Consider the following 21,846-nt stretch of genomic DNA (forward strand, 5'->3'; position numbering starts at 1 on the left):
TCCAGTTAATAACTGGAAAAGGGGATAGGTGCTTTGTCCGTACAAAAGGAAATGAAGGAACCCATTTATTATGGTGATCCTGCGACTACTAGGGGTATTTCTGTTTTTGCTCAGGAGTTTGATCAGTTGTTCAGCTACGACGGCGATGATCTGGGACTGACCTATTCACCGGCCTGCTCATCATTTTGCTTGTGGGCTCCTACGGCTCAGGAGGCAGAGCTAGTAATCTATGATTCATGGCAGGGAGCGGCGGAGAGCAAATATGCTATGATTCGCGATATCCGGGGAACGTGGAGAGCTACAGTTGACGGTGATCTGGATGGCAAATTCTATACTTACCGAGTGCGTTTAGGTGAACAGTGGAATGAAGCAGCTGATCCTTATGCACGGGCTGTTGGCGTGAACGGTGACAGAGGCGCTATTCTAGATTTGCGCAAGACAGACCCTGAACGTTGGACGGAAGATAAGCCGCCGTTTGAGGATCCTGTGGACGCCATTATTTATGAACTTCATTTGCGTGACTTATCCATTCACCCGGCGAGCGGGATGACTCATAAGGGACAATATCTCGCTTTGGCGGAAGAAGGAACCCGCGGACCTGAGGGTATTCTAACCGGACTTGATCATATCGCAAATCTCGGTGTAACCCATGTGCAGCTATTGCCTATTTATGATTATTCTACAGAGAGTGTAGATGAGACGAAGCTGGATGAACCTCATTTTAACTGGGGTTATGATCCGAAGAATTATAATGCTCCTGAAGGCTCCTATGCTACGGATCCCTATATGCCCGGACTACGTATTCAAGAGCTAAAAACAATGATTCAAGCGCTTCATGATCGTGGCCTCCGTGTCATTATGGATGTTGTTTACAACCATGTGTACGATGGATATCGCGTGAATTTTACTAAACTGGTTCCAGGCTATTATTTGCGATATAAACAAGATGGAAGCTTGTCGAATGGCTCAGGCTGTGGGAATGACGTGGCTACAGAACGCTTGATGATGTCCCGCTTCATTGTGGAGTCCGTGGTCTATTGGGCTAAAGAATACCATATCGACGGCTTCCGGTTTGATTTGATGGGCTTGATGGATGTTGATACGATGCGGGAAACTCGGCGGCGTCTGGATGGAATAGATCCATCCATCATGACGATTGGTGAAGGCTGGATGATGGGAACAGAGCTGCCGATGGAACGGCTCGCTCATCAGAAGAATGCCTCCCTTATGCCGGGAATCGGACATTTTAATGATGACTTCAGGGATGCGATTAAAGGAAATATCTTTTTGTATGATCAGCCGGGCTTCATCAGTGGAATGATGGGTCTGGAGCCTGCGATCAAGGCGGGGATTGCGGGAGGAATTGACTTCAGCCCAGGAATTAAGCAATTTGCCGAAGAGCCTCAGCAGAACGTTAATTATGTAGAGTGTCATGATAATCATACCTTATGGGATAAAATCGTATTGTCCACCGAGGGCGAGACGGTCGCTCAGCGCCGATCCATGCATAGGCTGGCTTCTGCGATAGTGTTCATGAGTCAGGGGATTCCTTTTATCCATGCGGGTCAGGAATTTATGCGCACCAAGAACGGAGTGGAGAACAGCTACAAATCCTCGGTTGAGATCAATCGTATGGACTGGGAATTGTGCGCTGCGCATCAGGAAGAAGTGGCGTATATGAAGCAGCTAATTGCACTGCGTAAAGCTCACCCGGCCTTCCGTATGCGAACCGCAGATGACATTCGGAAGCATTTGGTTTTTGAAAAAGCACCGGCAAGTGCAGTAGCTTATACACTGCGTGGCCATGCTGGAGGAGATGCAGCGAAGCATATCTACGTTCTTTTTAATGCGAATGCTGAACAGACCGCTGTGGTTCTGCCGCAGCTTGGAGAGTGGAAGACCATCTTTGGCGATGAACTTGCGCTGGATCTGACAGGGAATAAGTTAACTGTAAATGGGATTGGGACAGTAGTACTGACAGTGAAATAGATAGTCTTTTATAAGATCAATATTGAAAAGCATGCGGAGTAACGTACTTTAATCAGGTACAGTACACTGTGTGCTTTTTTTTGTTTTTCTATTTTCTTAATTTGATTGTTTCATTTTACATAAAAAGGTGACATTACTCATTTTCGATGACGATATTGGATGTTAATATGAAGGCATTTACTTTGACGCTTTAGAGTGGCATAAGCTTGACCTCAGACAAACATAGAGCGTATTTTTCTTTTTCAACGGTTTAGAAAGTATATATTGGGGTCCCTGCAAAGTACCTGTGTACGCATCGAAGAAAGCTTCACTTTGTGGGGATATTTTAGAGAGGATGACAGAGATGGGGAAAGCAACCGGATTTTTAGAATTTGAACGGCAGACGCCTGCGGAGTGTGAGGCGCTTGAGCGGATTAAGAATTGGGATGAATTCTCGATTCCTATGGAGGAAGAGAAGCTGCGTGAGCAAGGTGCGCGTTGTATGGACTGTGGCACACCATTTTGTCATGTAGGACGTCTGTTGTCTGGTATGGCTTCCGGCTGTCCTCTGCATAACTTGATTCCGGAATGGAATGATATGGTCTATCGTGGAAACTGGGAGATTGCGCTGAAACGTCTGCACAAGACCAATAACTTTCCTGAATTTACTGGACGTGTGTGTCCGGCGCCTTGTGAAGGTTCTTGTACGGTGGGGATGAATGGCAAGCCCGTTACGATTAAATCGATTGAAAAAGCGATTGTAGATAGAGGTTTTGAAGAAGGTTGGATTGTGCCAGAGCCGCCGCTTTCCCGCACAGGTAAAAAAGTAGCTGTAGTAGGTTCAGGTCCAGCAGGCCTTGCTTGTGCTGCCCAGCTTAACAAGGCAGGGCATACGGTGACTGTGTATGAACGGGCAGACCGGATTGGCGGTTTGTTGACCTATGGTATTCCGAACATGAAGCTGGATAAAAAGACGGTGCAGCGCCGGGTGGATTTGCTTGCGGCTGAAGGGATTACATTCGTGACTCATACAGAGATTGGGCGAGATATCTCGGCTGCAAAGCTTAAGGTGGAGCATGACGCAGTAGTCTTGTGTGGCGGGTCCACGCAGGCACGTGATCTTCCGATAGAGGGTCGAGAGCTGCGCGGCGTTCATCAGGCTATGGAGTTTCTAACGTTGAATACTAAGAGCTTGTTGGATTCAGAACTTGCTGATGGTGAATATCTGTCTGCGGCAGATAAGGATGTAGTTGTAATCGGTGGTGGAGATACTGGCACGGATTGTGTAGCTACGTCGATCCGCCACGGCTGTCGTAGTGTGATCCAGCTTGAGATTATGCCACAGGCCCCACTGACGCGTCAGCCTAGCAACCCGTGGCCGGAATGGCCAAAGGTTCTTAAAGTTGATTATGGACAAAAAGAAGCGGAGCAGTTATATAAAGAAGATCCACGTCGATATCTTGTTTCGACAAAACGTTTTATCGGCGATGACGGTGGACATGTGCAGGAGCTGCATACGGTACGAATTGAGTGGACTCGTAATGAACAGGGACGGATGGTTCCGGTTGAAGTACCCGGCAGTGAGGAAGTGCTAGAGGCGCAGCTAGTACTGCTCGCTTTGGGATTCACAGGCCCCGAAGAGACTGTACTAGGCGAGCTTGGGGTAGAACGCGATGAGCGCGGAAATGCCAAGGCGGAGTTCGGTGCACAAGCGACCAATGTAGAAGGTGTATTCACAGCAGGCGATATGCGCCGCGGACAAAGCCTTGTTGTCTGGGCCATTGATGAGGGTCGTCAGACGGCCCGCGAAGTGGATCGATTCTTGATGGGATCATCGAATTTACCGTAAGGGTAGAAGCATATAGAGCAGGGCGTTCCTTTTAGGGAACGTCCGCTTTTGCGTTGTGGGTATATTCAAGGTTAAAATTATGATCTGAGCACAAGATTTATTTAAGTTAAGTCGAAAAGGAGAATACATTGATGAAGCTAATGTTTATTTCCGATATTCACGGATCTTTATTCTGGTTAGAACGGGCATTGGAAAAGGTAGAGGAAGAACAGCCGGACAGTCTTGTTATCGTAGGAGACTTTTTATATCACGGTCCCAGAAATCCACTGCCGAAGGGTTACGACCCACAGGGAGTTGCTAATAAATTGAATGAATATAACCAAAAGAAGCCCATAACGGCAGTACGCGGTAACTGTGATGCTGAGGTGGACCAGATGCTGTTGCAATTCCCGATGATGGGCGATTATGTCATGCTCCTGCATGAAGGCAGACGAATCTATGTTACACATGGTCATGGCTTTAGTATTGAGAATTTACCGGCACTATCCGAGAAGGATATCTTTATTCAGGGGCATACCCATATTCCGGTTGCGGACGTAAAAGAGGGCGTATTCGTGCTGAATCCCGGCTCCATTTCACTGCCTAAAGAGAATAATCCGAATTCTTATGGTGTCCTTGAGGCTGGAGAATTCATCGTTAAGGATTTTGAAGGCAATGTGGTAAAAAGAATTACCGTTTAGTTTGATATTCTGTCTAAAAGAATCTCCGGAGATCGAGAGATTGAATAAGGGCGATAACGCCGAAAGATAACATTACTAGTCCAGACAGTTTGTTGAAGAAGTGCTGTTTCGAGCTTCCGAATGTCATGTTGTTCCTGAACAAGGCGGTACTCCCTGTCAAAAAAATCCACCATAACGTGGAACCTAGAAATACACCGCCAACTAAAAACGGCATATTGGAGCTGCTATGAGACAGAAGAACACCTGAGGCACTGAAGACACCAAGGAAAAAAATAATCGTCATGGGATTGGATAACGTCAGCAGCAGCGTTACTGCGTATGATTTCACTGAGTTTGTTTTTGTATCGGATTCAATGTTTCTCTTCCTCGGAGGAACTAATAGCGAATTTATACCCAGATAACAAATAAATAGTCCGCCTAAGGCTTGTAGCACCGTTTTGTGATCAACCAGATGAGCGGTTAGGGAGGATAAGCCGAATCCGGCGATACTGCCATAAACTGCGTCAGCTGTGGCTGCTCCCAAGCCGCAGCATAGACCGGTTTTGAATCCTGAGTTTAACGTTTTCTTGATGCATAATATGCTGATAGGACCTAACGGAGCCGCAATAGAAAGCCCCAACAGAATTCCTTTGGCGATCCACTCCCATGCCATAAGGAATCACTCCTTTTATTTATTCTTCTTTTAGCGTGGACAAAGTAAATACAGTATTGGATCTTACAATGTCATGATTGGCTTTGAGCGTATGCGTTATAAATTCCTCCAATTGGGATAAATCCATCAGCCCCACCTTTAAGAGATAGTCGTATTCCCCCGAGATATGATGACATTCAAGTACTAGTGGGGATTGAATAATAGTTTTGCGGAAGTGCTCTGTTTCAACCGAGCCGTGCAGCTGTACAAATATATAAACTACTAGATTTTGCCCTATTGCTTTGCGGTTCACCTTGATCGTGAATTGATCAATCACTCCGCTATTCTCCAGCTTGCGGATTCTTTCAGTGATGGAAGGCACGGACAAATGAACGATTTTACTGATTTCGGAACTAGTCATGCGTCCATTGCTCTTCAACAGCTCCAAGATTTGCAGATCGATGTCGTCCATTACATTTCACTCCTTTAAGTTAATTATACAAAAGGCAATAAAAATGAAAATAGAATCACTATAATAAGTAAAAATATTAAATGATATTCTCTTTTGAACTAAAATAATTAAATAAAGACTTGTTGAAACGGATTAAACCTAAAAAGTTTAACTGTAAAAGGTTGTGGCGAACAAAAAGATTTCTTCCAACATTATTAGTGTCTCAGGGAATTGAGCGCTAGAACATATTATTGTATGATGGGGAAGGAGTTTTAAGGGTAGGGCTAGCTCCAAATATAATAGTAGAGGTAGTTAACACATGAATCCTAAAGAATTGAACTATACAATGCCACCGGAATGGGGCAAACATGAACGTACTTTTATCTCCTGGCCGGTGCAGGAATCCATGTGTTTCCCGGATAACCATGAGTCTGTATGTCAAGGTTATACGGAGATCATCACAGCCATTGCTGAGTTTGAACCGATCACGGTCATCGTTAACCCGGAGGACGTGGAAAGAGTAGAACGTCTGGTTAGTGGACCGAATGTAACGCTGCTGCCTATAGCGCATAGCGATGCTTGGCTGCGTGATAACGGACCTACCTTTGTTGTTAATAAAGACGGTGTTCTAGCAGGTGTGAACTGGAAGTTCAATGCCTGGGGCGGTAAATATTCACCTTGGGATCTGGATGACGAAGTGGCGCCACAGATTCTCGAACACTCACAAGTTACACGCTTTGATGCACCGCTGGTGATGGAAGGTGGCTCGATCCATACGGATGGAGAAGGCACTTTGATTACTACAGAAGAATGTCTGCTCAATACGAACCGTAACCCAGAACTGAAGCGCGAGGATATTGAAGAGTACGTGCGGAATTATACGGGTACAGATACTATTATCTGGCTTAAACGTGGTTTAAGTGGTGATGAAACCGATGGCCATGTGGATAATATCGCCTGCTTTGCTGCTCCGGGAAAAGTCATTATTCAGGTCTGTGAGGATCCGCAGGATGAGAATTTTGAGATTACACAGGAGAATCTTCGTATTCTGGAGAATGCGACAGACGCGAAAGGGCGTAAGCTGGAGATTATCAAGATTCAGCAGCCACCACGGGTGGATCATGACGGCAGCCGTCTGACGCTCAGTTATTTAAACTTCTATTTCGTAAACGGTGGAATTATATTGCCTGTGTTTGGCGGTACAGCGGTGGAGACAGATAAACTTGCCGAGGAAGTGCTGGCTGGTTTATTCCCCGAACGTAAGATTCGTACAGTTAACGGTATGGCAGTCATCACTGAAGGCGGGAATGTTCACTGCACTACGCAGCAAATGCCTGCTCAGCAATAATTGAAGGAAACTAAACGTCCAAAGGGACATTTATATACAAGGAGGACAGATTCTTGAGAAATGTAAAAGTAGCTGCGACACAAATGAGCTGTTCCAGTAATATTGATGAGAATATCCGCAAAGCCGAAACCCTGGTTAGAGAAGCAGCGGCACAGGGAGCGCAAATTATTTTGCTGCAGGAGCTGTTTGAGACTCCATATTTCTGCCAGAAAGAGAAAGCTGATTATTACGCATATGCAACAGAGCTAGAGCATAACAAAGCGATTAATCATTTCACAGCAGTAGCCAAGGAGCTGCAAGTGGTGCTGCCGATCAGTTTTTATGAGAAAAAGAATTACGCACGTTACAACTCACTGGCTGTAATAGATGCCGATGGAACGATATTAGGTAAATACCGCAAGAGCCATATTCCAGATGGTCCAGGGTATGAAGAGAAATTCTATTTCAATCCGGGAGATACCGGCTTTAAAGTATGGAACACTCGCTATGCCAAAATTGGCGTAGGGATTTGCTGGGATCAATGGTACCCAGAAGCGGCTAGAGTAATGAGTTTGATGGGAGCAGAGATTCTGTTCTATCCAACCGCTATCGGATCGGAACCGCAGGATGGATCGATCGATTCTAAAGATCATTGGCAGACCTGTATGCTTGGGCATGCAGCAGCTAACCTTATTCCAGTCGTTGCCTCTAACCGTATCGGTGAAGAAATTGATGAAGATTCTAGCATTAATTTCTACGGCTCTTCCTTCATTGCCGGACCGCAAGGTAATAAAATTGTTGAAGCAGGCCGAGATGAGCAAACCGTGCTGGTGAGCGAATTTGATCTGGATGCTTTGGAAGTCGGACGGATCGAGTGGGGAGTTTTCCGTGATCGCCGGCCAGATCTTTACAAAATGATTGGTTCTTATGATGGGGATATCATACTTTAATAGAATGCACAGTTAAATGTGCTAAAGGCATTGCTAGAGAGGATAGAATCTCTGGCAGTGCCTTTTTTGATATTTCAGAGAGAAATACGAAGGTTCTTCAAGTAGCACTACGCATAAAAGTCACAATAAAACATATTTATGTTATATAACATTACATTTAATAGAAAAGTTAATTGTCACCAATTCTTAATTCTGTTAAAATCTCTTTAAGTTATTTACAAAAAATAGGTTAAATGGAGATGGTGCTATGGGAAAAGGTTGGATTATGTCAGCTTTTGTTGCATTGATGATCGTGGGATTAGTGGGATGTGGGTCGAATAATGCAAATAGCAATAAAAGTGCGGGAGTAGAGAAGATCAAATTTGCCAGTGATGCTAGTTATGCGCCAATGGAATATATGGACACGGATACGATCAAAGGATTTGATATTGATTTCATTAAGGCAGTTATGGAAGAAGCCGGACTTAGCTATGAGGTCACCAATACAGGCTGGGACACGATGCTTACGAGTGTAAAGCAAGGGACGGAGTATCAAGCGGGACTATCTTCAGTATCCATCACGGACGAACGTAAAGAAACGTATGACTATTCCATTCCTTATTTTGAATCTACCAACATGATTATGGTCAAAGAAGGCAGTGATATCAAAAATGCCCTCGATCTTAAAGATAAAAAGGTTGCTGTGCAGGCTGCTACTACCGCCGATGAGCTAATGAGTGGAATTATGGGGATTGATAACGCAAATCTGAAGCGTTTTGACAGCAATGCGGTAGCGTTGATGGAACTGAATGGTGGTGGAGCCGACGCGGTTGTGGCAGACATTGCCATAGTGCGTGAGTACATGAAGAACAATCCGAAGCAGAATTTGGTGGGAATCGTGGACACAGAGAATTTCGGAGCTGAATATTACGGTATTCTATACCCGAAAGGCAGTGATTTAAGAGCGAAACTGGATCCTGCCATCCAAAAGGTATTGGAGAATGGAAAGTATGCGGAGATCTACAAAACATGGTTCGGCGAAGAGCCTAACTTAGATAATCTGTTGAAGGCAAAATAAGAGGAGAAGCTAATAGGCGTGCGTAATGATTGCTATTGCGCATGCTTCTTTTTTAATCATTTGTGACCTAAAGAAGAGAAGAGAAGGGAAGAGTCCTATGGATTTTAGATTGGACATCATCATTCAGTATTTGCCTGTCTTATTAAAAGGGACCCTGCTGACGATCGGTATTTCTGTGGTCTCTATTTTATTTGGCTCTATTCTGGGTCTGGGGATTGGATTCGGAAAAATGGCACCAAAATGGTATTTGCGCTGGCCTTTTCATTCTTATATCAATTTCTTTCGAGGGACACCGCTGTATGTGCAGATCCTGATTGTTCACTTTGGAGTGATTCCCCCAATTTACGGTAAAACCAATGCGCTGATCACTGCGTTTGTTGCATTGTCGCTTAATTCGGCAGCTTATTCCGCTGAGATTTTTCGGGCAGGTATTCAATCTATCGACCGCGGACAGCGGGAGGCAGCTATTTCACTTGGGATGACAAATTGGCAGGCGATGCGATTTATTATTTTACCGCAGGCGATCAAACGGATGGTTCCGGCTTTTGGCAACGAATTTATTGTATTAGTAAAGGACTCTTCACTTCTTGCGCTCGTAGCCGCACCGGAAATTATGTATTGGAGCAATACAATGAAAGGGCAATATTTGCGGATCTGGGAGCCTTATTTGACGGCGGCACTTATTTATTTCATTCTCACCTATACTCTTAGCAAGCTGCTAAACTACGTCGAACGGAGGCTGTAATATGAGTGAGCTTATGATTTCAGTGCGAAATTTACATAAATCATTCGGAACAAATGCAGTATTGACCGACATATGCATTGATATTTTCAGTCAGGAGGTTGTGGTGGTGATCGGCCCGTCTGGATCAGGTAAATCTACCTTTTTGCGATGCCTGAATTTACTGGAGCAGCCGCAGAGTGGTGAAATTGTGATCGAGGGTACCTCATTGATGGACGCGAGTACTAATATTAATGCTATCCGCACAGAGCTAGGAATGGTATTTCAGCAGTTTAATCTATTTCCACATATGAAGGTGATTGAGAACATTATGCTTGCGCCGATTCGGGTGCGGAAATGGTCTCCAGATAAAGCTCGGCAAAAAGCGTTGGAACTGCTGCAAAAGGTAGGATTAAGTGAAAAAGCAGAGATGTATCCAGCTTCATTGTCCGGAGGTCAGGCTCAGCGGGTTGCGATTGCTAGGGCGCTGGCGATGGAGCCCAAAATAATGCTTTTTGACGAACCCACCTCTGCGCTGGATCCGGAAATGGTCGGTGAAGTGCTGGCAGTGATGAAGGATTTGGCCCGTGAGGGGATGACGATGATTGTGGTAACCCATGAAATGGGCTTTGCACGTGAGGTTGGGGATCGTGTGCTGTTCATGGAACAGGGCGAAATCGTAGAAGAAGGCAGTCCGGAGCAATTGTTCGGAAATCCTATGCAAGAACGGACACAATCTTTTCTATCAAAAGTACTGTAAGAGTTTGGAAAAGTAGAATATTGCTATTTTATCAGGTATATTAGAAGAGTAAACCGTGATTCAGAGATCTACTATGAAAATTCTGTCGGATACGTGGAGAGGAGGCTCTGGGATATCTTTTGTTATCATAATCTTGCGGTGATAGAAGGAGAATACGATGAGCACATTTAAAAGCTGGTTGAATACCACCAAAAACGGACTAACAGATCAAGTGAAGAAATTTAAAAATAAAGATTTCATGAATGCGGTAGTTGCGGGCTGCGCCTTAGTTGCTGCTGCCGACGGTAAAATAGAAGAAGCTGAAAAGAATAAAATGGCCGGCTATATGAATATGAGCAATGAGCTAAAGGTATTTGACATGAGAGACGTCATTACCCAGTTCAACTTTTATGTAAGTAACTTTGAATTTTCCCCGGAAATCGGTAAGCAGGAAGCACTCAAAGCCATCGGTAAGTTTACCGGCAAACCGGATGTGGGGCGCGTAATTGTGGGTGTATGCTCAGCTATCGGCTCTGCTGATGGTGATTTTGATGACCATGAAAAAGCGGTTGTACGGCATATCTGCGGTGTCTTGGGATTAAACCCTAGTGAATTTAGTTTATAAACGATGTAATACCATATACATGAGTTCGGATGAAACGTATTTAGTTCTTTAGCGTATCACTGATAGAACATACAAAAGCTAGACTAACAAATGGTGATTCTTTTTAGGGAATGGAGGTACGTAAAGTTGGCTGGAATTAATCTGGTAAAAGGTCAGAAGATTGACCTCACAAAAGGTAATGCAGGCTTATCTAACGTAATTGTAGGTTTGGGCTGGGATCCAGCTGAGCCGTCTCGCGGATTCTTCGGGATGAAGAAACAGGCCAACGTGGACTGTGATGCTTCAGCACTGATGCTTAATGAGAACGGTAAGCTAGTTAAGAAGGGGAACCTGATTTGCTTCCACAATAAGCAAAGCCCTTGTAACTCTGTCATTCATTCCGGAGACAATCTCACGGGTGATGGAGACGGAGACGATGAGCAAATCATGGTCAACTTGAATGCCATTCCTTCCGATGTACACAAGGTTCTTGTAGTCGTGAATATTTATGATGCTACGAACCGTAAACAGGATTTCGGACTGATCAAATCAGCTTATATCCGTGTGATAAATGCTGTAGGCAACAATGAGCTGATCCGCTTCAACCTATCTGATAATTACAATGGTTATACAGCGCTTATTTGTGGGGAGCTTTACCGGCAAGGTGGCGAATGGAAGTTCGCCGCAATTGGTGAGGGCAGTCACGCGGCGCATATTAATCAACTGGCGGAACGTTACGTATAATCCAAATAAAAGAAAAGAGGAATGTTATCATGGCAATTAATCTATCCAAGGGTCAAAAGATCGATTTAACAAAAACAAATCCAGGTCTGTCCAAAATCACAGTAGGTCTTGGTTGGGACACTAATAAATATGACGGCGGTAAAGATTTCGATTTGGACGTTTCCGTATTCTTGACTAATGCGAACAGCAAAGTTGAAAAAGAAACGAACTTTATTTACTTCAATAATAAGCAAAACGAAAATGGTTCTGTTATTCATACAGGCGATAACCGTACTGGAGACGGCGATGGCGATGATGAGCAGGTTCAAGTAGACCTTCTGAGTATCCCAGCGGATGTAGAAAAGATAGCATTCACTATTACTATTTATGAAGCTGAAGCTAGAAGCCAAAACTTCGGACAAGTTTCTCGTTCTTATGTACGTATCGTAAATGATTTGAACAATGAAGAACTAATTCGTTTCGATTTGGGTGAAGACTTTTCTATTGAAACTGGCGTTGTTGTCGGTGAGCTATACCGTCACGGTGCAGAGTGGAAGTTCAATGCAATCGGTAGCGGCTACAAAGACGGCTTGAGCGGTTTGACTCGCGATTACGGCTTGCAATAAATCTTGTGGTATAAATCTTGTAGTATTGATCTTGTGGTTACACAATGAACTGAATCTACTCATGAAAGAAGGTTATGTCAGTGACGATCAGTCTTTCCAAAGGACAGCGGATTGATCTTACCAAGACTAATCCAGGTCTAACAAAGGTAGTTGTTGGATTGGGCTGGGACACTAATAAGTATAGTGGAGGTCAAGATTTTGACCTCGATGCTTCAGCGTTTCTGCTTCATGAAGACGGCAAAGCTAAAGGTACAGATGATTTTGTATTCTATAACAACCCTAATGGTGGTGCAGGTTCCGTAGTCTATACGGGGGATAACCGTACAGGTGAAGGCGACGGAGATGACGAGCAAATTATCGTTGATTTCAGCAAAGTGCCTGCACATATTCAGCGGATTGGTATAACTGTAACGATTTATGATTACGAAGCTCGTGCACAGAACTTTGGACAAGTCTCCAATGCTTTCGTACGTGTGGTGGATGCTTCGACGGATCGTGAAGTGCTCCGTTACGACCTGGGTGAGGATTTCTCAACAGAGACGGCAGTTGTATTCTGTGAATTCTACCGCAATGGTGCGGATTGGAAGTTCCAGGCAGTAGGTAGTGGTTTTGGCGGCGGCCTTAGCGCATTGTGTAAAAATTATGGGCTGGACGCGCAATAGCATCTTCCGGGCGGGGTCATCACCGATCCTGCCCTTTTTTTGGAATTTAAGAAAGTATAAGTTTCACCCTCACAAAGGACCTGGATTAGGTCGCGGAGTATAAACTCCATTTTGTGGGGTTATTTAAAAATGTAAGAAAGTATAAGGTTCACACGATACTTTGAGTCTTATATTTCTCGCTTAAACGCTTGCCCTCTTTATGAGGACGCCGAAGGCGTTTATGCTTGCTCCATTTATAAAGGTGGTGTAAGAATGGGTATTACAGTTGTCAAAGGACAAAAGGTTGACCTAACGAAAGGAAATCCTGGACTTGATTCTCTTATTGTAGAGATTGGATGGCAATCGCCATCTGCATTAGAGATCGATACTTCTGCTTTTCTGCTTGGTGCACAAGGTAAAGTAAGCAAAGATGAGGATTTGATATTTTATAATAATCCGTCTACGCCTTATATCAGATATAAGGAAATGCCTACATCCAACAGTCTCAAGCAATTTGACGTGGAACTAAATAAAGTTCCTTCTGATGTGATGAAACTCGCGTTTACACTCACCATTTATGATGGCGAGAAGCGAGGTCAAAGTTTTAGGCAGGTAAATCAGGCCTATTTTCGGATTCTGAATCAAGTAACAGGTGCGGAGCTTCTCCGATGTGATCTTGAAAATCATTTCTCCGTGGAAACGGCTGTTGTGGTAGGAGAATTATATAGATATAACGGTGAATGGAAATTCAGCGCCATTGCTGCAGGATTTGCTGGCGGTTTAAAGGAGCTGTGTCTGAACTTTGGGATAGAGGCGAACGATGAACCTACACCAACACCGACACCGACACCGACACCAGTACCTAAGCCTGCAGCTCCGCAACCAGAGCTTAAACGTCAATCAGCGCCGATCGCGGAGCCTAAGATTCAAATTCCGCCACCTCCTGCAGCTGCACCTTCACCTGTAGGACCTCCACCGATCAATCTCAACCTGAAGAAGATCGAACTGAAGAAAAAAGGTGATTCGATCAACCTGAAGAAATCAGCTGGTGGTTTAGGTGAATTGCTGATTAACCTCAACTGGAATCAGAAGCAGGGCGGAGGGCTTTTTAATCGTAAAAACGGTGTGGATTTAGATCTTGCTTGTCTATATGAGCTGAAGAATGGCAGTAAGGGAGTTGTTCAGGCGCTGGGCAATGCGTTTGGTTCGTTAAACCAGCCTCCATATGTCATGCTTGACGGAGATGATCGGACAGGCTCTGTGACAACTGGTGAGAATCTGCGGATTAATGGTAGCAAAATTTCCGAGATTGAACGAATTCTAATTTTTTCTTTTATTTATAAAGGTGTTACCAATTGGTCAGAAGCTGACGGTGTTGTCACGATTACTCAGAGCGGTGGACCCGATATTGTTGTCAATTTGGACGAGCACAACAACCGTAAAGGTATGTGTGCAATCGCGTTATTTCGGAATGTGAATAACGAGACATTCAGTGTTGAACGGCTGGTCCAATATTACAGTGGTCATCGGGAGATTGATGAGGCTTATGGTTGGGGACTGCGCTGGGTTGCTGGCAGTAAATAGACGATTTTTTCGGAGGCGCAAGTGTAATGGATTGGTTCGCTGATTTTTTCAGGAATATTAGTGAGAACTACGGGCATTTTTTCTCATGGAGCGATGTCGTAGGTACGCTCTCTGACCCGGTTAGCTGGGGGATTATAGGGAGCTTAGTGCTATTGGAAGGGCTGCTCTCTGCAGATAATGCGCTCGTGCTTGCTGTTATGGTGAAGCATTTACCTAAAGAACAACAGAAAAAGGCGCTCTTCTACGGAATCATAGGTGCTTATGTATTCAGATTTTTGGCTATCGGTCTCGGGACCTTTCTTATCAAATTCATGTTGGTTAAGGTTCTCGGTGCAGCCTATCTCTTTTATATCGCTTATGGCGGATTGTTTAAGGGCGGCGGCGACGAGAAGATCGAGAATAAGGGGTTCTCTTTTTGGAAGACGGTTCTCCTTGTTGAATTAATGGATATTGCTTTTAGTATTGATAGTGTCATTGCTGCATTTGGTGTTAGTAACCAGGTTTGGGTGCTCTTTATGGGCGGAATCATAGGTGTTCTGATGATGCGGGGAGTAGCGCAATTATTCTTGAAGCTTATTGATAAAATCCCGGAACTTGAGCGTGCTGCTTTTGCGCTTATTGCCATTATTGCCGGTAAAATGCTCGCGGGCGCTTTTGGATACGAAATGCCACATGTATTATTCTTTTCAATCATTATTCTTGTATTCGGTGGTACGATTCTTTACAGCGTACTGCGTAAGAAAAAAGAAGCCCATAGAAATGCTTGATTTCAAAGGTAGTTGAACACTGCTGCTTTCAGGTAATCGTATATGTTTATAGCGTAGGCCTTCACTTATATATGAGAGAACCGGATAAGGTATAGCTGGTTCTGCCACTCTCTATAGGAGAGGCCTACGCTTGTTTTGCTTGGCTTCGCAAAACTATAAGGGGGAACCATCTTGAGATACTTCGATTACCTGACGATTGAACAAGAAACAGCCTTATTTTATAATCGGCCGATTTCATTTAACCATAATACTACGAGCAAGGATTTGTTGGCATATGCTGTTGGTGCTGCTCTTTATATGCCAGCAACTCGTGCTAGTGTTCCAGAAGATATTTTGAAGCTTAAAAGTGCAGGACTTGTAACCGTTATTATTGATCTGGAGGATGCGATCGGAGATAACGAGGTTGACCATGCAGAGGAGTCTCTCATTCAGCATCTTATTTTTCTCGCCGCATATGAGGAGAACGAGCCAAGCGGGAGTGATAGTCTTCCGCTTCTCTTCATCCGAGTTCGTAACCCGGAGCAGCTACGGCAGCTGATTTTTCGGTTAGGATCTTTGGTTACGATGTTAACAGGGTTTGTTTTCCCTAAGTTTTCGGTCGACAACGGAATCCAATATTTCGAGGCGATAGCCGATTACAATAGAACGCGCAGTTACTCAGACCCAGTGCTTTATGGCATGCCAATCCTGGAAAGTGCGCCTATTATTTACCGGGAGAGCCGGGTAGATAGTCTTTTATCTATTCGTAATTTGCTAGGCAACTACCGCGAATATGTGTTGAACGTTAGAATTGGAGCAACAGACTTCTCAAGTTTATTCGGACTGCGCCGTAGTCCTGATATTAGTATTTATGATCTTACTCCTATTCGAGACTGCATATCGGATATTATTAATATTTTTGGCAGAGTGGAAGAAGGGTATGTAATTTCCGGACCAGTCTGGGAATATTTTGCGAATAAAGGGCATCGGGTGCTCAGACCACAGCTACGGCAGACTCCGTTTGAGGACACCTATGGTAAAAACGGCCGCGACATGCGAAATAGTTACATTTCTAGCAGCATGGATGGGCTTATTCGTGAAGTGATTTTAGATAAAGAAAATGGGATCTTGGGCAAGACGATTATACATCCCTCACACCTCAGACCTGTTCAGGCTATGTACACGGTAATGCACGAGGAATATGTTGACGCCTGCAGTATCGTAGAGAGTAACGATGGTAGCCTAGGAGTCTTCAAGAGTCAATATTCTAATAAGATGAACGAGATTAAGCCGCATTTGAACTGGGCAAAACGGATTTTATTACGATCACAAATATACGGGGTGTTACATGAACAACAGCATTTTGTCGGATTATTACCCGAAAACGAATTTACACACGTATAACATAGTCGAGAACCTGCAGGTTACGGTTACCGAAACATCTAATCCCTTTCATTTGCCTGTGGATACTTTATTCTCCATGGCAGCCCGGATTAATAAGAAACGCTCCTTTTTGTTCGTCAGCAAGGTACTTGGCAAACATATCCCTGTTAATCCGTACACCTCTCTGCTAAGTGGTGCTGCATTAGCGCTGCTGTTATATCAGGAGATGAACGGTAATTCTGCGGATAATGATAGGATGGAAGATTTATTAGATAAAGCTGTACACGGACTGATGCACCCTGAGTCTGCCAAGGAAGCCTATGAGCATTTATTAGCGGCACGATTAGTTCTTCCTAGGCCTGTTGTCTTTATTGGTTTTGCTGAGACTGCAACTGCGCTGGGTCACAGTGTGTACAACATGTTTGCCGATGCAGCATCATATATTCATACTACCCGTGAACATATCATCGATTTGGAGTCCATTGTTAGCTTTGAAGAAGAGCATTCACATGCGGTTGATCATCTATGCTACGCCTTGAACGCTGAGCTATTGTCAGGGACTGAGCCGATTATTTTGGTGGATGATGAGATTACAACAGGGAATACAGCAATTAATACGATCCGTGATATTCAGTCCAAATTCCCTCGGGAGGAATACGTAGTCGTTTCTATTTTGGATTGGAGGAGCGGTAATAATCTTCATACCTATAGCGAATTAGAACAGGAACTGGGGATTCGGATTAAGTCCTTGTGTTTGCTTCAAGGAAGTATTGAAGTAAAGGGCACGCCTTTACTAAATGCTAGGAATGACAAAGATTTGTTACCGTCTTCAGTGGAATCCGAAGTGGTGACCACTTATGTGGTGGACGGTTTAGAACGTCTGCAGGCAACATCCGTAGATTCATATGGTGACACCAACTCGTCTCCTTATTTGAAGTACAGCGGACGTTTCGGACTGGAGTCGCTGAATAATGATGATCTTGATGTAGGAGTAACCCGGATAGCCGCTCAGCTAAGAGAACTACGAGGGGGAGATTCTAAGACTCTAGTGATGGGTGTAGGGGAATTTATGTACCTTCCTATGCGGATAGCGGCTGAGATGGGGGAAGGCATTTCATATCAGTCCTCTACTCGCAGTCCAATCCACCCTGAACGTCGGCCAGATTACGGAGTGCATAGTGCTGCCGCATATCCTTCAGCTAGCGATCCGGAAATTACAAACTTTATTTATAATGTGGATTCTGATCAGTATGATGATATATTCGTGCTGATTGAGCGTGATGTACCGCATGAACGAATGAAACCTATGCTTGATATACTGAAGACACTTGCCCGCCATAAAGTGCATCTTATTGTACTGACTCCTGAAGGAAGAAGTGGAGGCCTCCAGTATGAAGGGAACAAGTAATCATAAAGTCATGGACAAAAAAATAGCAGAACCGGTTCTGCTAGGTAGCTATCCACCGTCAGATGTTACGTTTCTGCTCAAGGATCTTAGTGACGTTTCGCTGGAGCTTGCGACAGAGGAAAGGGAGGAAGCTATCCAATCGGGTGTCCATTATTCTGAGATGTTGCCCGTTGAATATCAGCCTACCGAGCAGTATATCGACTTGTTTCATGAGACGCTGCAGCAATCAGCTAAGAAGGTTGCTTTAGCTGTTGCCATTGTTTCTGAGATGATTGTCTCAAGAAGAGGACTAAGTACGGTGCTTGTCTCTTTAGCTAGAGCAGGAACACCCATTGGTATACTGATTAAGCGTTATATAGCTGAGAGATACAAGGTAGACTTGCCGCATTATAGTATTTCTATTATTCGAGGAAAAGGTATAGATGAGAATGCGATACTCTACATTCTGCAGAAGCATGGACTTGATGCTGATTTGCAGTTTGTGGATGGGTGGACAGGAAAAGGGGCTATCCGTGGGGTGCTGATTGATTCTTGCAACACCCTCTATGAGAAGTATGGTATTCGCTTAAATGATGATCTTGCCGTATTGGCTGACCCGGGAAACTGCGCAGGCATGTTTGGGACTAGAGAAGACTATCTCATTCCTAGCGCCTGCTTAAACTCTACCGTTTCAGGGCTGATGAGCCGAACGGTGTTACACGCTGATCTCATTGGTCCTGAGGAATTTCATGGTTCAAAGTTTTATAAGGAGTGGCTGGATGCGGACGAGTCCAATGTATTTATTGATACGATTTGCCCGTATTTTTCATCCGTAGTAGCAGAAGCGAAGAATATTGCTGGACAGATGCTGGAGCATCCGCCAGAAATCACTTGGCAGGGTCTTCGTGATATTCAGAGTATTCAGGAGACTTTCGGTATAGATAACATTAATCTGATAAAGCCGGGAGTCGGCGAAACAACCCGCGTATTACTACGTAGAGTACCTTGGAAAATTCTTGTCGATACTATGGATAATCCGAATCTAAAGCATATTCTTCTCTTAGCGAAGGACCGGGGCGTTCCTGTTGAGATCTTTCCTGGGATGACGTACTCCTGCTGCGGAATAATTAAACCGCTGAAGGGGGAGACAGAATGATATATGCTAGTGATCTAGATCGTACTTTGATCTATTCTTTAGGTGCAATAGGTGTGCCGGAGAATACCCCAGGTCTAATTCCGGCGGAAATTATAGAGGGAAAGACGAGATCCTACATTTCGCAGCAAGCATTAAATCAGCTGATGGATCTGAACACACGGATTATTTTCATCCCGGTTACTACGCGTACGATACAACAATATAAGCGTATTAATCTGTTTCAAGAAACGGTCATACCTGACTATGCGGTTACAAGCAATGGGGGGAATATCCTAATCGGTGGAGTTGTCGATAAGGAATGGAGAGAATCAATCGGTAGATTGGTAGCTCGTCACTCTGCTGGGGCTGAAGAGGTTAGATCATATATCAAGGCGGTTGTACGTGAGGATTGGATCATTAGTGAGAATTATTGTGATGATCTATTCTATTCCTTCATGGTTTATCGGGATCAGTTGCCTTTAGATGAAATCACTAATCTATCAGATCGGCTCTATAATCTCGGCTGGAGAGTTTCTTTACAAGGCCGCAAGCTGTACGCTGTGCCGGCTGCCGTGAACAAAAGCGATGCTATACTCCATTTGCGGCGCACCGTTCGCTCTGAACCTATGGTGGCCTCCGGGGACTCACTGCTAGATAAGAGTCTGCTTGAGAGTGCCGACTATGCTATTGCCCCTTGCCATGGTGAAATATTTGCAGAGCAACAGAGTGGTCTTGTAAAATCAAGATATCCATTCACGAAAGAATCAGGTGTATTTGCTGGAGATGAGATTTTGCAGTATGTAAATATGATCTATAATAATCTAACTGCATTGGGAGTGGGGCCACTATGAAAAAGGTAAATATTTATTTCAATCGTTGGTTTTCCGTGGCTTACCATTATATGAATCTCCTCCGCAATAACGAGGATGGTATAACGGTTCAAATCTTTGCGACACACCCGGATATCCGCCATATGTCGCTACAAGGTGCTGACTTTGCTGAAACCGAGCCGGCGCTGAAGGGAATAGAATATGTTCAGTTTTGCGTTGATTTCTGTCGGCGTAATGAGATCGATGTTTTTATTCCACGCTTGCATATGCTTGATATTGCTCTCCATGCGGCAATGTTTGATGCGATTGGTACAAAGGTTCTGGTATGTAGAGATCTTGACCTGCTGGAGTCCATTATGGACAAAGGTAAATTTTACGAGAATGTTAGTGAGCAGGGCATCATGAGTATCCCGGATTATCATGTAGTTAGTACAGCGGAGCAGTTTAAAAATGCTTACGAGGACCTTGTTGCCAAGGGACATCGTGTTTGTTTTAAGCCAACTGAAACAGAAGGTGGGTTAGGCTTCCGTATTATCGACAATACCCGCGATCCTCTTCAAGAGCTTTTTGGGTATGTAACTCCATTGATTACGTTTGATGATGCCTATCGTATTCTTGCAAGCAAAGAGACCTTCCCTGATCTGATGGTGATGGAATTACTGGAGGGATACGAGTATAGTATAGATTGTCTGGCAGATGAGAATGGTAAGCTGTTAGTAGCTGTGCCACGTCGAAAAGTGGGCGGTCGTCTGCGATTGATGGAACATATTCCTGAACTAGAGGAGATTGCAGCTAGAGTTGCAGAAGTTTACAAGATCCCCTTCAATTTCAATATTCAAATGAAATACAATGGAGATACTCCAAAGCTGTTGGAAATTAACCCGCGAATGTCCGGTGGACTGCATATGTCATGTTTGTCAGGGATTAACTTTCCTTATTTAGCCGTCAAAAGTGCCCTCGGTGGCGAGGTTCAGCCTATGAATTTTGAAGGAGATGTACTGGCCAGCCATCTGGAGCAACCGATGATTATGAAAATAAACGGCCAATCCGTCATTTCGGACGCCGTGAATTGAGCGTTCATAAAGTCGCTCACAAGAGGTGAGAACAATTCAGTTTAAATCAAAAGTATTACTTTACGCCGGTATCGGTTATGTTGTCGCTGTATTAACGAGCTCTCTTCTGCCTGAGTTCATCTCTTTGCTGTTGCCTTTAGCGGGTGCAGGGATAGGTGCTCTAGTCACGAGAAGTCCAAGAACTAATCTACCGGCGGAGGTGTTGCCAGCAGGTCCCGTGACGGCACCAATTGCTCCGCCGCCCGCTGCGAGCGCTCCACAATTAAGCAACGCAGCAAATGATACTACATCAGGTATTCACGGCTATGACGGTAAAACGGAGGACGCTGTGAAGATTGGACCGGAGTTCGCTCCGGTTGTGGAGTATCTTAGCATTCTGGAAGATATGATTATCTCAGAAGGGCAGAAGGATACGCTGGACAATGAAATTGTCGAGAAATCATTGGCGCTCTTCGCGAGGCTTCAACGTGTAATTCCACTGCTGCAGGAGCTGAATAACGGCGAGATTAATCATACGGTCCGCAGATTGATTCTGAAGGATTTAAATGGTGTAATCAATCCGTTCTTACGCCTAGGCGGTGAAGCAAAGACGAAGAATCGGAGAATGCTGCTGAACGGTCTAAGAGATGTCGATTCCAAAATATCGGATATTGCGTCCACGATCGAACATAAAGACCTGATGGAACTTCAGACGAAGGCGGAACTGATTCATCAGCGGTACAGCAGTTCCGAACTATAGGA

22 protein-coding genes are annotated in these 21,846 nt (G+C 44.4%); 20 read left to right on the top strand and 2 right to left on the bottom strand.

What is annotated here, in order from left to right; genetic code table 11:
- Positions 1-33 precede the first annotated feature (33 nt).
- The 3 genes from pulA to yfcE all read left to right on the top strand — a co-directional run bounded on the left by pulA (position 34) and on the right by yfcE (position 4,497).
- On the top strand, positions 34-1,989 hold the full coding sequence (pulA, locus tag ACN6MV_RS01680; protein WP_339288878.1) for a type I pullulanase: 1,956 nt from the start codon (positions 34-36) through the stop codon (positions 1,987-1,989).
- A 343-nt stretch (positions 1,990-2,332) separates the two neighbouring features.
- On the top strand, positions 2,333-3,817 hold the full coding sequence (locus ACN6MV_RS01685) for a glutamate synthase subunit beta (protein WP_042123519.1): 1,485 nt from the start codon (positions 2,333-2,335) through the stop codon (positions 3,815-3,817).
- Between the two features lie 131 nt (positions 3,818-3,948).
- Positions 3,949-4,497 (top strand): phosphodiesterase, encoded by a 549-nt coding sequence (gene yfcE / locus ACN6MV_RS01690; protein WP_042123522.1) that lies wholly within the window; start codon positions 3,949-3,951, stop codon positions 4,495-4,497.
- A gap of 13 nt (positions 4,498-4,510) precedes the next feature.
- On the opposite strand, the gene ACN6MV_RS01695 is transcribed toward yfcE, so the two are convergent.
- Positions 4,511-5,149 carry a LysE family translocator gene (locus ACN6MV_RS01695; RefSeq protein ID WP_042123523.1) on the bottom strand — a complete coding sequence of 213 codons (639 nt, stop codon included), beginning with the start codon at positions 5,147-5,149 and terminating at the stop codon, positions 4,511-4,513.
- A gap of 19 nt (positions 5,150-5,168) precedes the next feature.
- Positions 5,169-5,600, bottom strand: a complete 432-nt coding sequence (locus ACN6MV_RS01700; protein WP_042123525.1) for an Lrp/AsnC family transcriptional regulator — start codon at positions 5,598-5,600, stop codon at positions 5,169-5,171.
- A gap of 298 nt (positions 5,601-5,898) precedes the next feature.
- Between ACN6MV_RS01700 and ACN6MV_RS01705 the strand changes: the two genes are divergently transcribed.
- From ACN6MV_RS01705 to ACN6MV_RS01785, 17 genes are all read left to right on the top strand, one after another.
- The gene (locus ACN6MV_RS01705) at positions 5,899-6,927 is read left to right on the top strand and encodes an agmatine deiminase family protein (protein WP_042123526.1); all 1,029 of its coding nucleotides are present in this window, start codon (positions 5,899-5,901) and stop codon (positions 6,925-6,927) included.
- 53 nt (positions 6,928-6,980) lie between these two features.
- Entirely contained in the window at positions 6,981-7,856 is an 876-nt protein-coding gene (aguB, locus tag ACN6MV_RS01710; protein ID WP_076116496.1) for an N-carbamoylputrescine amidase, read from the top strand.
- Between the two features lie 247 nt (positions 7,857-8,103).
- Positions 8,104-8,913, top strand: coding sequence for a basic amino acid ABC transporter substrate-binding protein (locus ACN6MV_RS01715; protein ID WP_042123530.1), 810 nt, complete (start codon positions 8,104-8,106; stop codon positions 8,911-8,913).
- A gap of 97 nt (positions 8,914-9,010) precedes the next feature.
- Positions 9,011-9,658: an amino acid ABC transporter permease gene (locus tag ACN6MV_RS01720; protein WP_042131777.1), complete on the top strand. Its 648-nt coding sequence runs from the start codon at positions 9,011-9,013 to the stop codon at positions 9,656-9,658.
- A 13-nt stretch (positions 9,659-9,671) separates the two neighbouring features.
- Positions 9,672-10,394, top strand: a complete 723-nt coding sequence (locus ACN6MV_RS01725; RefSeq protein ID WP_042131778.1) for an amino acid ABC transporter ATP-binding protein — start codon at positions 9,672-9,674, stop codon at positions 10,392-10,394.
- A 157-nt stretch (positions 10,395-10,551) separates the two neighbouring features.
- Positions 10,552-10,998 (top strand): tellurite resistance TerB family protein, encoded by a 447-nt coding sequence (locus tag ACN6MV_RS01730; RefSeq protein WP_042123532.1) that lies wholly within the window; start codon positions 10,552-10,554, stop codon positions 10,996-10,998.
- A gap of 126 nt (positions 10,999-11,124) precedes the next feature.
- Positions 11,125-11,721 carry a TerD family protein gene (locus ACN6MV_RS01735; protein WP_042123533.1) on the top strand — a complete coding sequence of 199 codons (597 nt, stop codon included), beginning with the start codon at positions 11,125-11,127 and terminating at the stop codon, positions 11,719-11,721.
- A gap of 29 nt (positions 11,722-11,750) precedes the next feature.
- On the top strand, positions 11,751-12,326 hold the full coding sequence (locus tag ACN6MV_RS01740) for a TerD family protein (RefSeq protein ID WP_042123535.1): 576 nt from the start codon (positions 11,751-11,753) through the stop codon (positions 12,324-12,326).
- Between the two features lie 80 nt (positions 12,327-12,406).
- Positions 12,407-12,988: a TerD family protein gene (locus ACN6MV_RS01745; RefSeq protein ID WP_042123537.1), complete on the top strand. Its 582-nt coding sequence runs from the start codon at positions 12,407-12,409 to the stop codon at positions 12,986-12,988.
- 252 nt (positions 12,989-13,240) lie between these two features.
- Positions 13,241-14,551, top strand: coding sequence for a TerD family protein (locus tag ACN6MV_RS01750; RefSeq protein WP_042123538.1), 1,311 nt, complete (start codon positions 13,241-13,243; stop codon positions 14,549-14,551).
- Positions 14,552-14,577: 26 nt separating this feature from the next.
- Entirely contained in the window at positions 14,578-15,318 is a 741-nt protein-coding gene (locus ACN6MV_RS01755; RefSeq protein WP_042123539.1) for a TerC family protein, read from the top strand.
- Positions 15,319-15,489: 171 nt separating this feature from the next.
- Positions 15,490-16,701 carry an HpcH/HpaI aldolase/citrate lyase family protein gene (locus ACN6MV_RS01760; protein WP_249923444.1) on the top strand — a complete coding sequence of 404 codons (1,212 nt, stop codon included), beginning with the start codon at positions 15,490-15,492 and terminating at the stop codon, positions 16,699-16,701.
- 76 nt (positions 16,702-16,777) lie between these two features.
- Positions 16,778-18,088: a phosphoribosyltransferase family protein gene (locus ACN6MV_RS01765; RefSeq protein ID WP_419886706.1), complete on the top strand. Its 1,311-nt coding sequence runs from the start codon at positions 16,778-16,780 to the stop codon at positions 18,086-18,088.
- Positions 18,072-19,223 (top strand): cysteine protease StiP family protein, encoded by a 1,152-nt coding sequence (locus tag ACN6MV_RS01770; RefSeq protein WP_341050704.1) that lies wholly within the window; start codon positions 18,072-18,074, stop codon positions 19,221-19,223. Before ACN6MV_RS01765 ends, ACN6MV_RS01770 begins: the two co-directional genes overlap by 17 nt.
- On the top strand, positions 19,220-20,053 hold the full coding sequence (locus ACN6MV_RS01775; protein WP_042184268.1) for an HAD family hydrolase: 834 nt from the start codon (positions 19,220-19,222) through the stop codon (positions 20,051-20,053). The genes ACN6MV_RS01770 and ACN6MV_RS01775 overlap by 4 nt, the downstream gene beginning before the upstream one ends.
- On the top strand, positions 20,050-21,105 hold the full coding sequence (locus ACN6MV_RS01780; protein ID WP_419885574.1) for an ATP-grasp domain-containing protein: 1,056 nt from the start codon (positions 20,050-20,052) through the stop codon (positions 21,103-21,105). The genes ACN6MV_RS01775 and ACN6MV_RS01780 overlap by 4 nt, the downstream gene beginning before the upstream one ends.
- 25 nt (positions 21,106-21,130) lie before the next feature.
- Positions 21,131-21,844: a hypothetical protein gene (locus ACN6MV_RS01785; RefSeq protein WP_375104556.1), complete on the top strand. Its 714-nt coding sequence runs from the start codon at positions 21,131-21,133 to the stop codon at positions 21,842-21,844.
- Positions 21,845-21,846: the final 2 nt, after the last annotated feature.

Origin of the sequence: Paenibacillus sp. B-A-8 (genome assembly GCF_048572915.1) — a bacterium.
In the GTDB taxonomy this organism is placed as follows: domain Bacteria; phylum Bacillota; class Bacilli; order Paenibacillales; family Paenibacillaceae; genus Paenibacillus_AQ.

Excerpts from the sequence above, each read along its gene's own strand:
- ACN6MV_RS01770 (WP_341050704.1), top strand. The coding sequence starts at position 18,072 with ATGAAGGGAACAAGTAATCATAAAGTCATGGACAAAAAAATAGCAGAA.
- ACN6MV_RS01755 (WP_042123539.1), top strand. The coding sequence starts at position 14,578 with ATGGATTGGTTCGCTGATTTTTTCAGGAATATTAGTGAGAACTACGGG.
- ACN6MV_RS01720 (WP_042131777.1), top strand. The coding sequence starts at position 9,011 with ATGGATTTTAGATTGGACATCATCATTCAGTATTTGCCTGTCTTATTA.
- ACN6MV_RS01765 (WP_419886706.1), top strand. The coding sequence starts at position 16,778 with ATGGCAGCCCGGATTAATAAGAAACGCTCCTTTTTGTTCGTCAGCAAG.
- ACN6MV_RS01730 (WP_042123532.1), top strand. The coding sequence starts at position 10,552 with ATGAGCACATTTAAAAGCTGGTTGAATACCACCAAAAACGGACTAACA.
- ACN6MV_RS01780 (WP_419885574.1), top strand. The coding sequence starts at position 20,050 with ATGAAAAAGGTAAATATTTATTTCAATCGTTGGTTTTCCGTGGCTTAC.
- ACN6MV_RS01715 (WP_042123530.1), top strand. The coding sequence starts at position 8,104 with ATGGGAAAAGGTTGGATTATGTCAGCTTTTGTTGCATTGATGATCGTG.
- ACN6MV_RS01725 (WP_042131778.1), top strand. The coding sequence starts at position 9,672 with ATGATTTCAGTGCGAAATTTACATAAATCATTCGGAACAAATGCAGTA.
- ACN6MV_RS01700 (WP_042123525.1), bottom strand. The coding sequence starts at position 5,600 with ATGGACGACATCGATCTGCAAATCTTGGAGCTGTTGAAGAGCAATGGA.
- ACN6MV_RS01695 (WP_042123523.1), bottom strand. The coding sequence starts at position 5,149 with ATGGCATGGGAGTGGATCGCCAAAGGAATTCTGTTGGGGCTTTCTATT.
- ACN6MV_RS01740 (WP_042123535.1), top strand. The coding sequence starts at position 11,751 with ATGGCAATTAATCTATCCAAGGGTCAAAAGATCGATTTAACAAAAACA.
- ACN6MV_RS01750 (WP_042123538.1), top strand. The coding sequence starts at position 13,241 with ATGGGTATTACAGTTGTCAAAGGACAAAAGGTTGACCTAACGAAAGGA.
- yfcE (WP_042123522.1), top strand. The coding sequence starts at position 3,949 with ATGAAGCTAATGTTTATTTCCGATATTCACGGATCTTTATTCTGGTTA.
- ACN6MV_RS01775 (WP_042184268.1), top strand. The coding sequence starts at position 19,220 with ATGATATATGCTAGTGATCTAGATCGTACTTTGATCTATTCTTTAGGT.
- ACN6MV_RS01705 (WP_042123526.1), top strand. The coding sequence starts at position 5,899 with ATGAATCCTAAAGAATTGAACTATACAATGCCACCGGAATGGGGCAAA.
- ACN6MV_RS01685 (WP_042123519.1), top strand. The coding sequence starts at position 2,333 with ATGGGGAAAGCAACCGGATTTTTAGAATTTGAACGGCAGACGCCTGCG.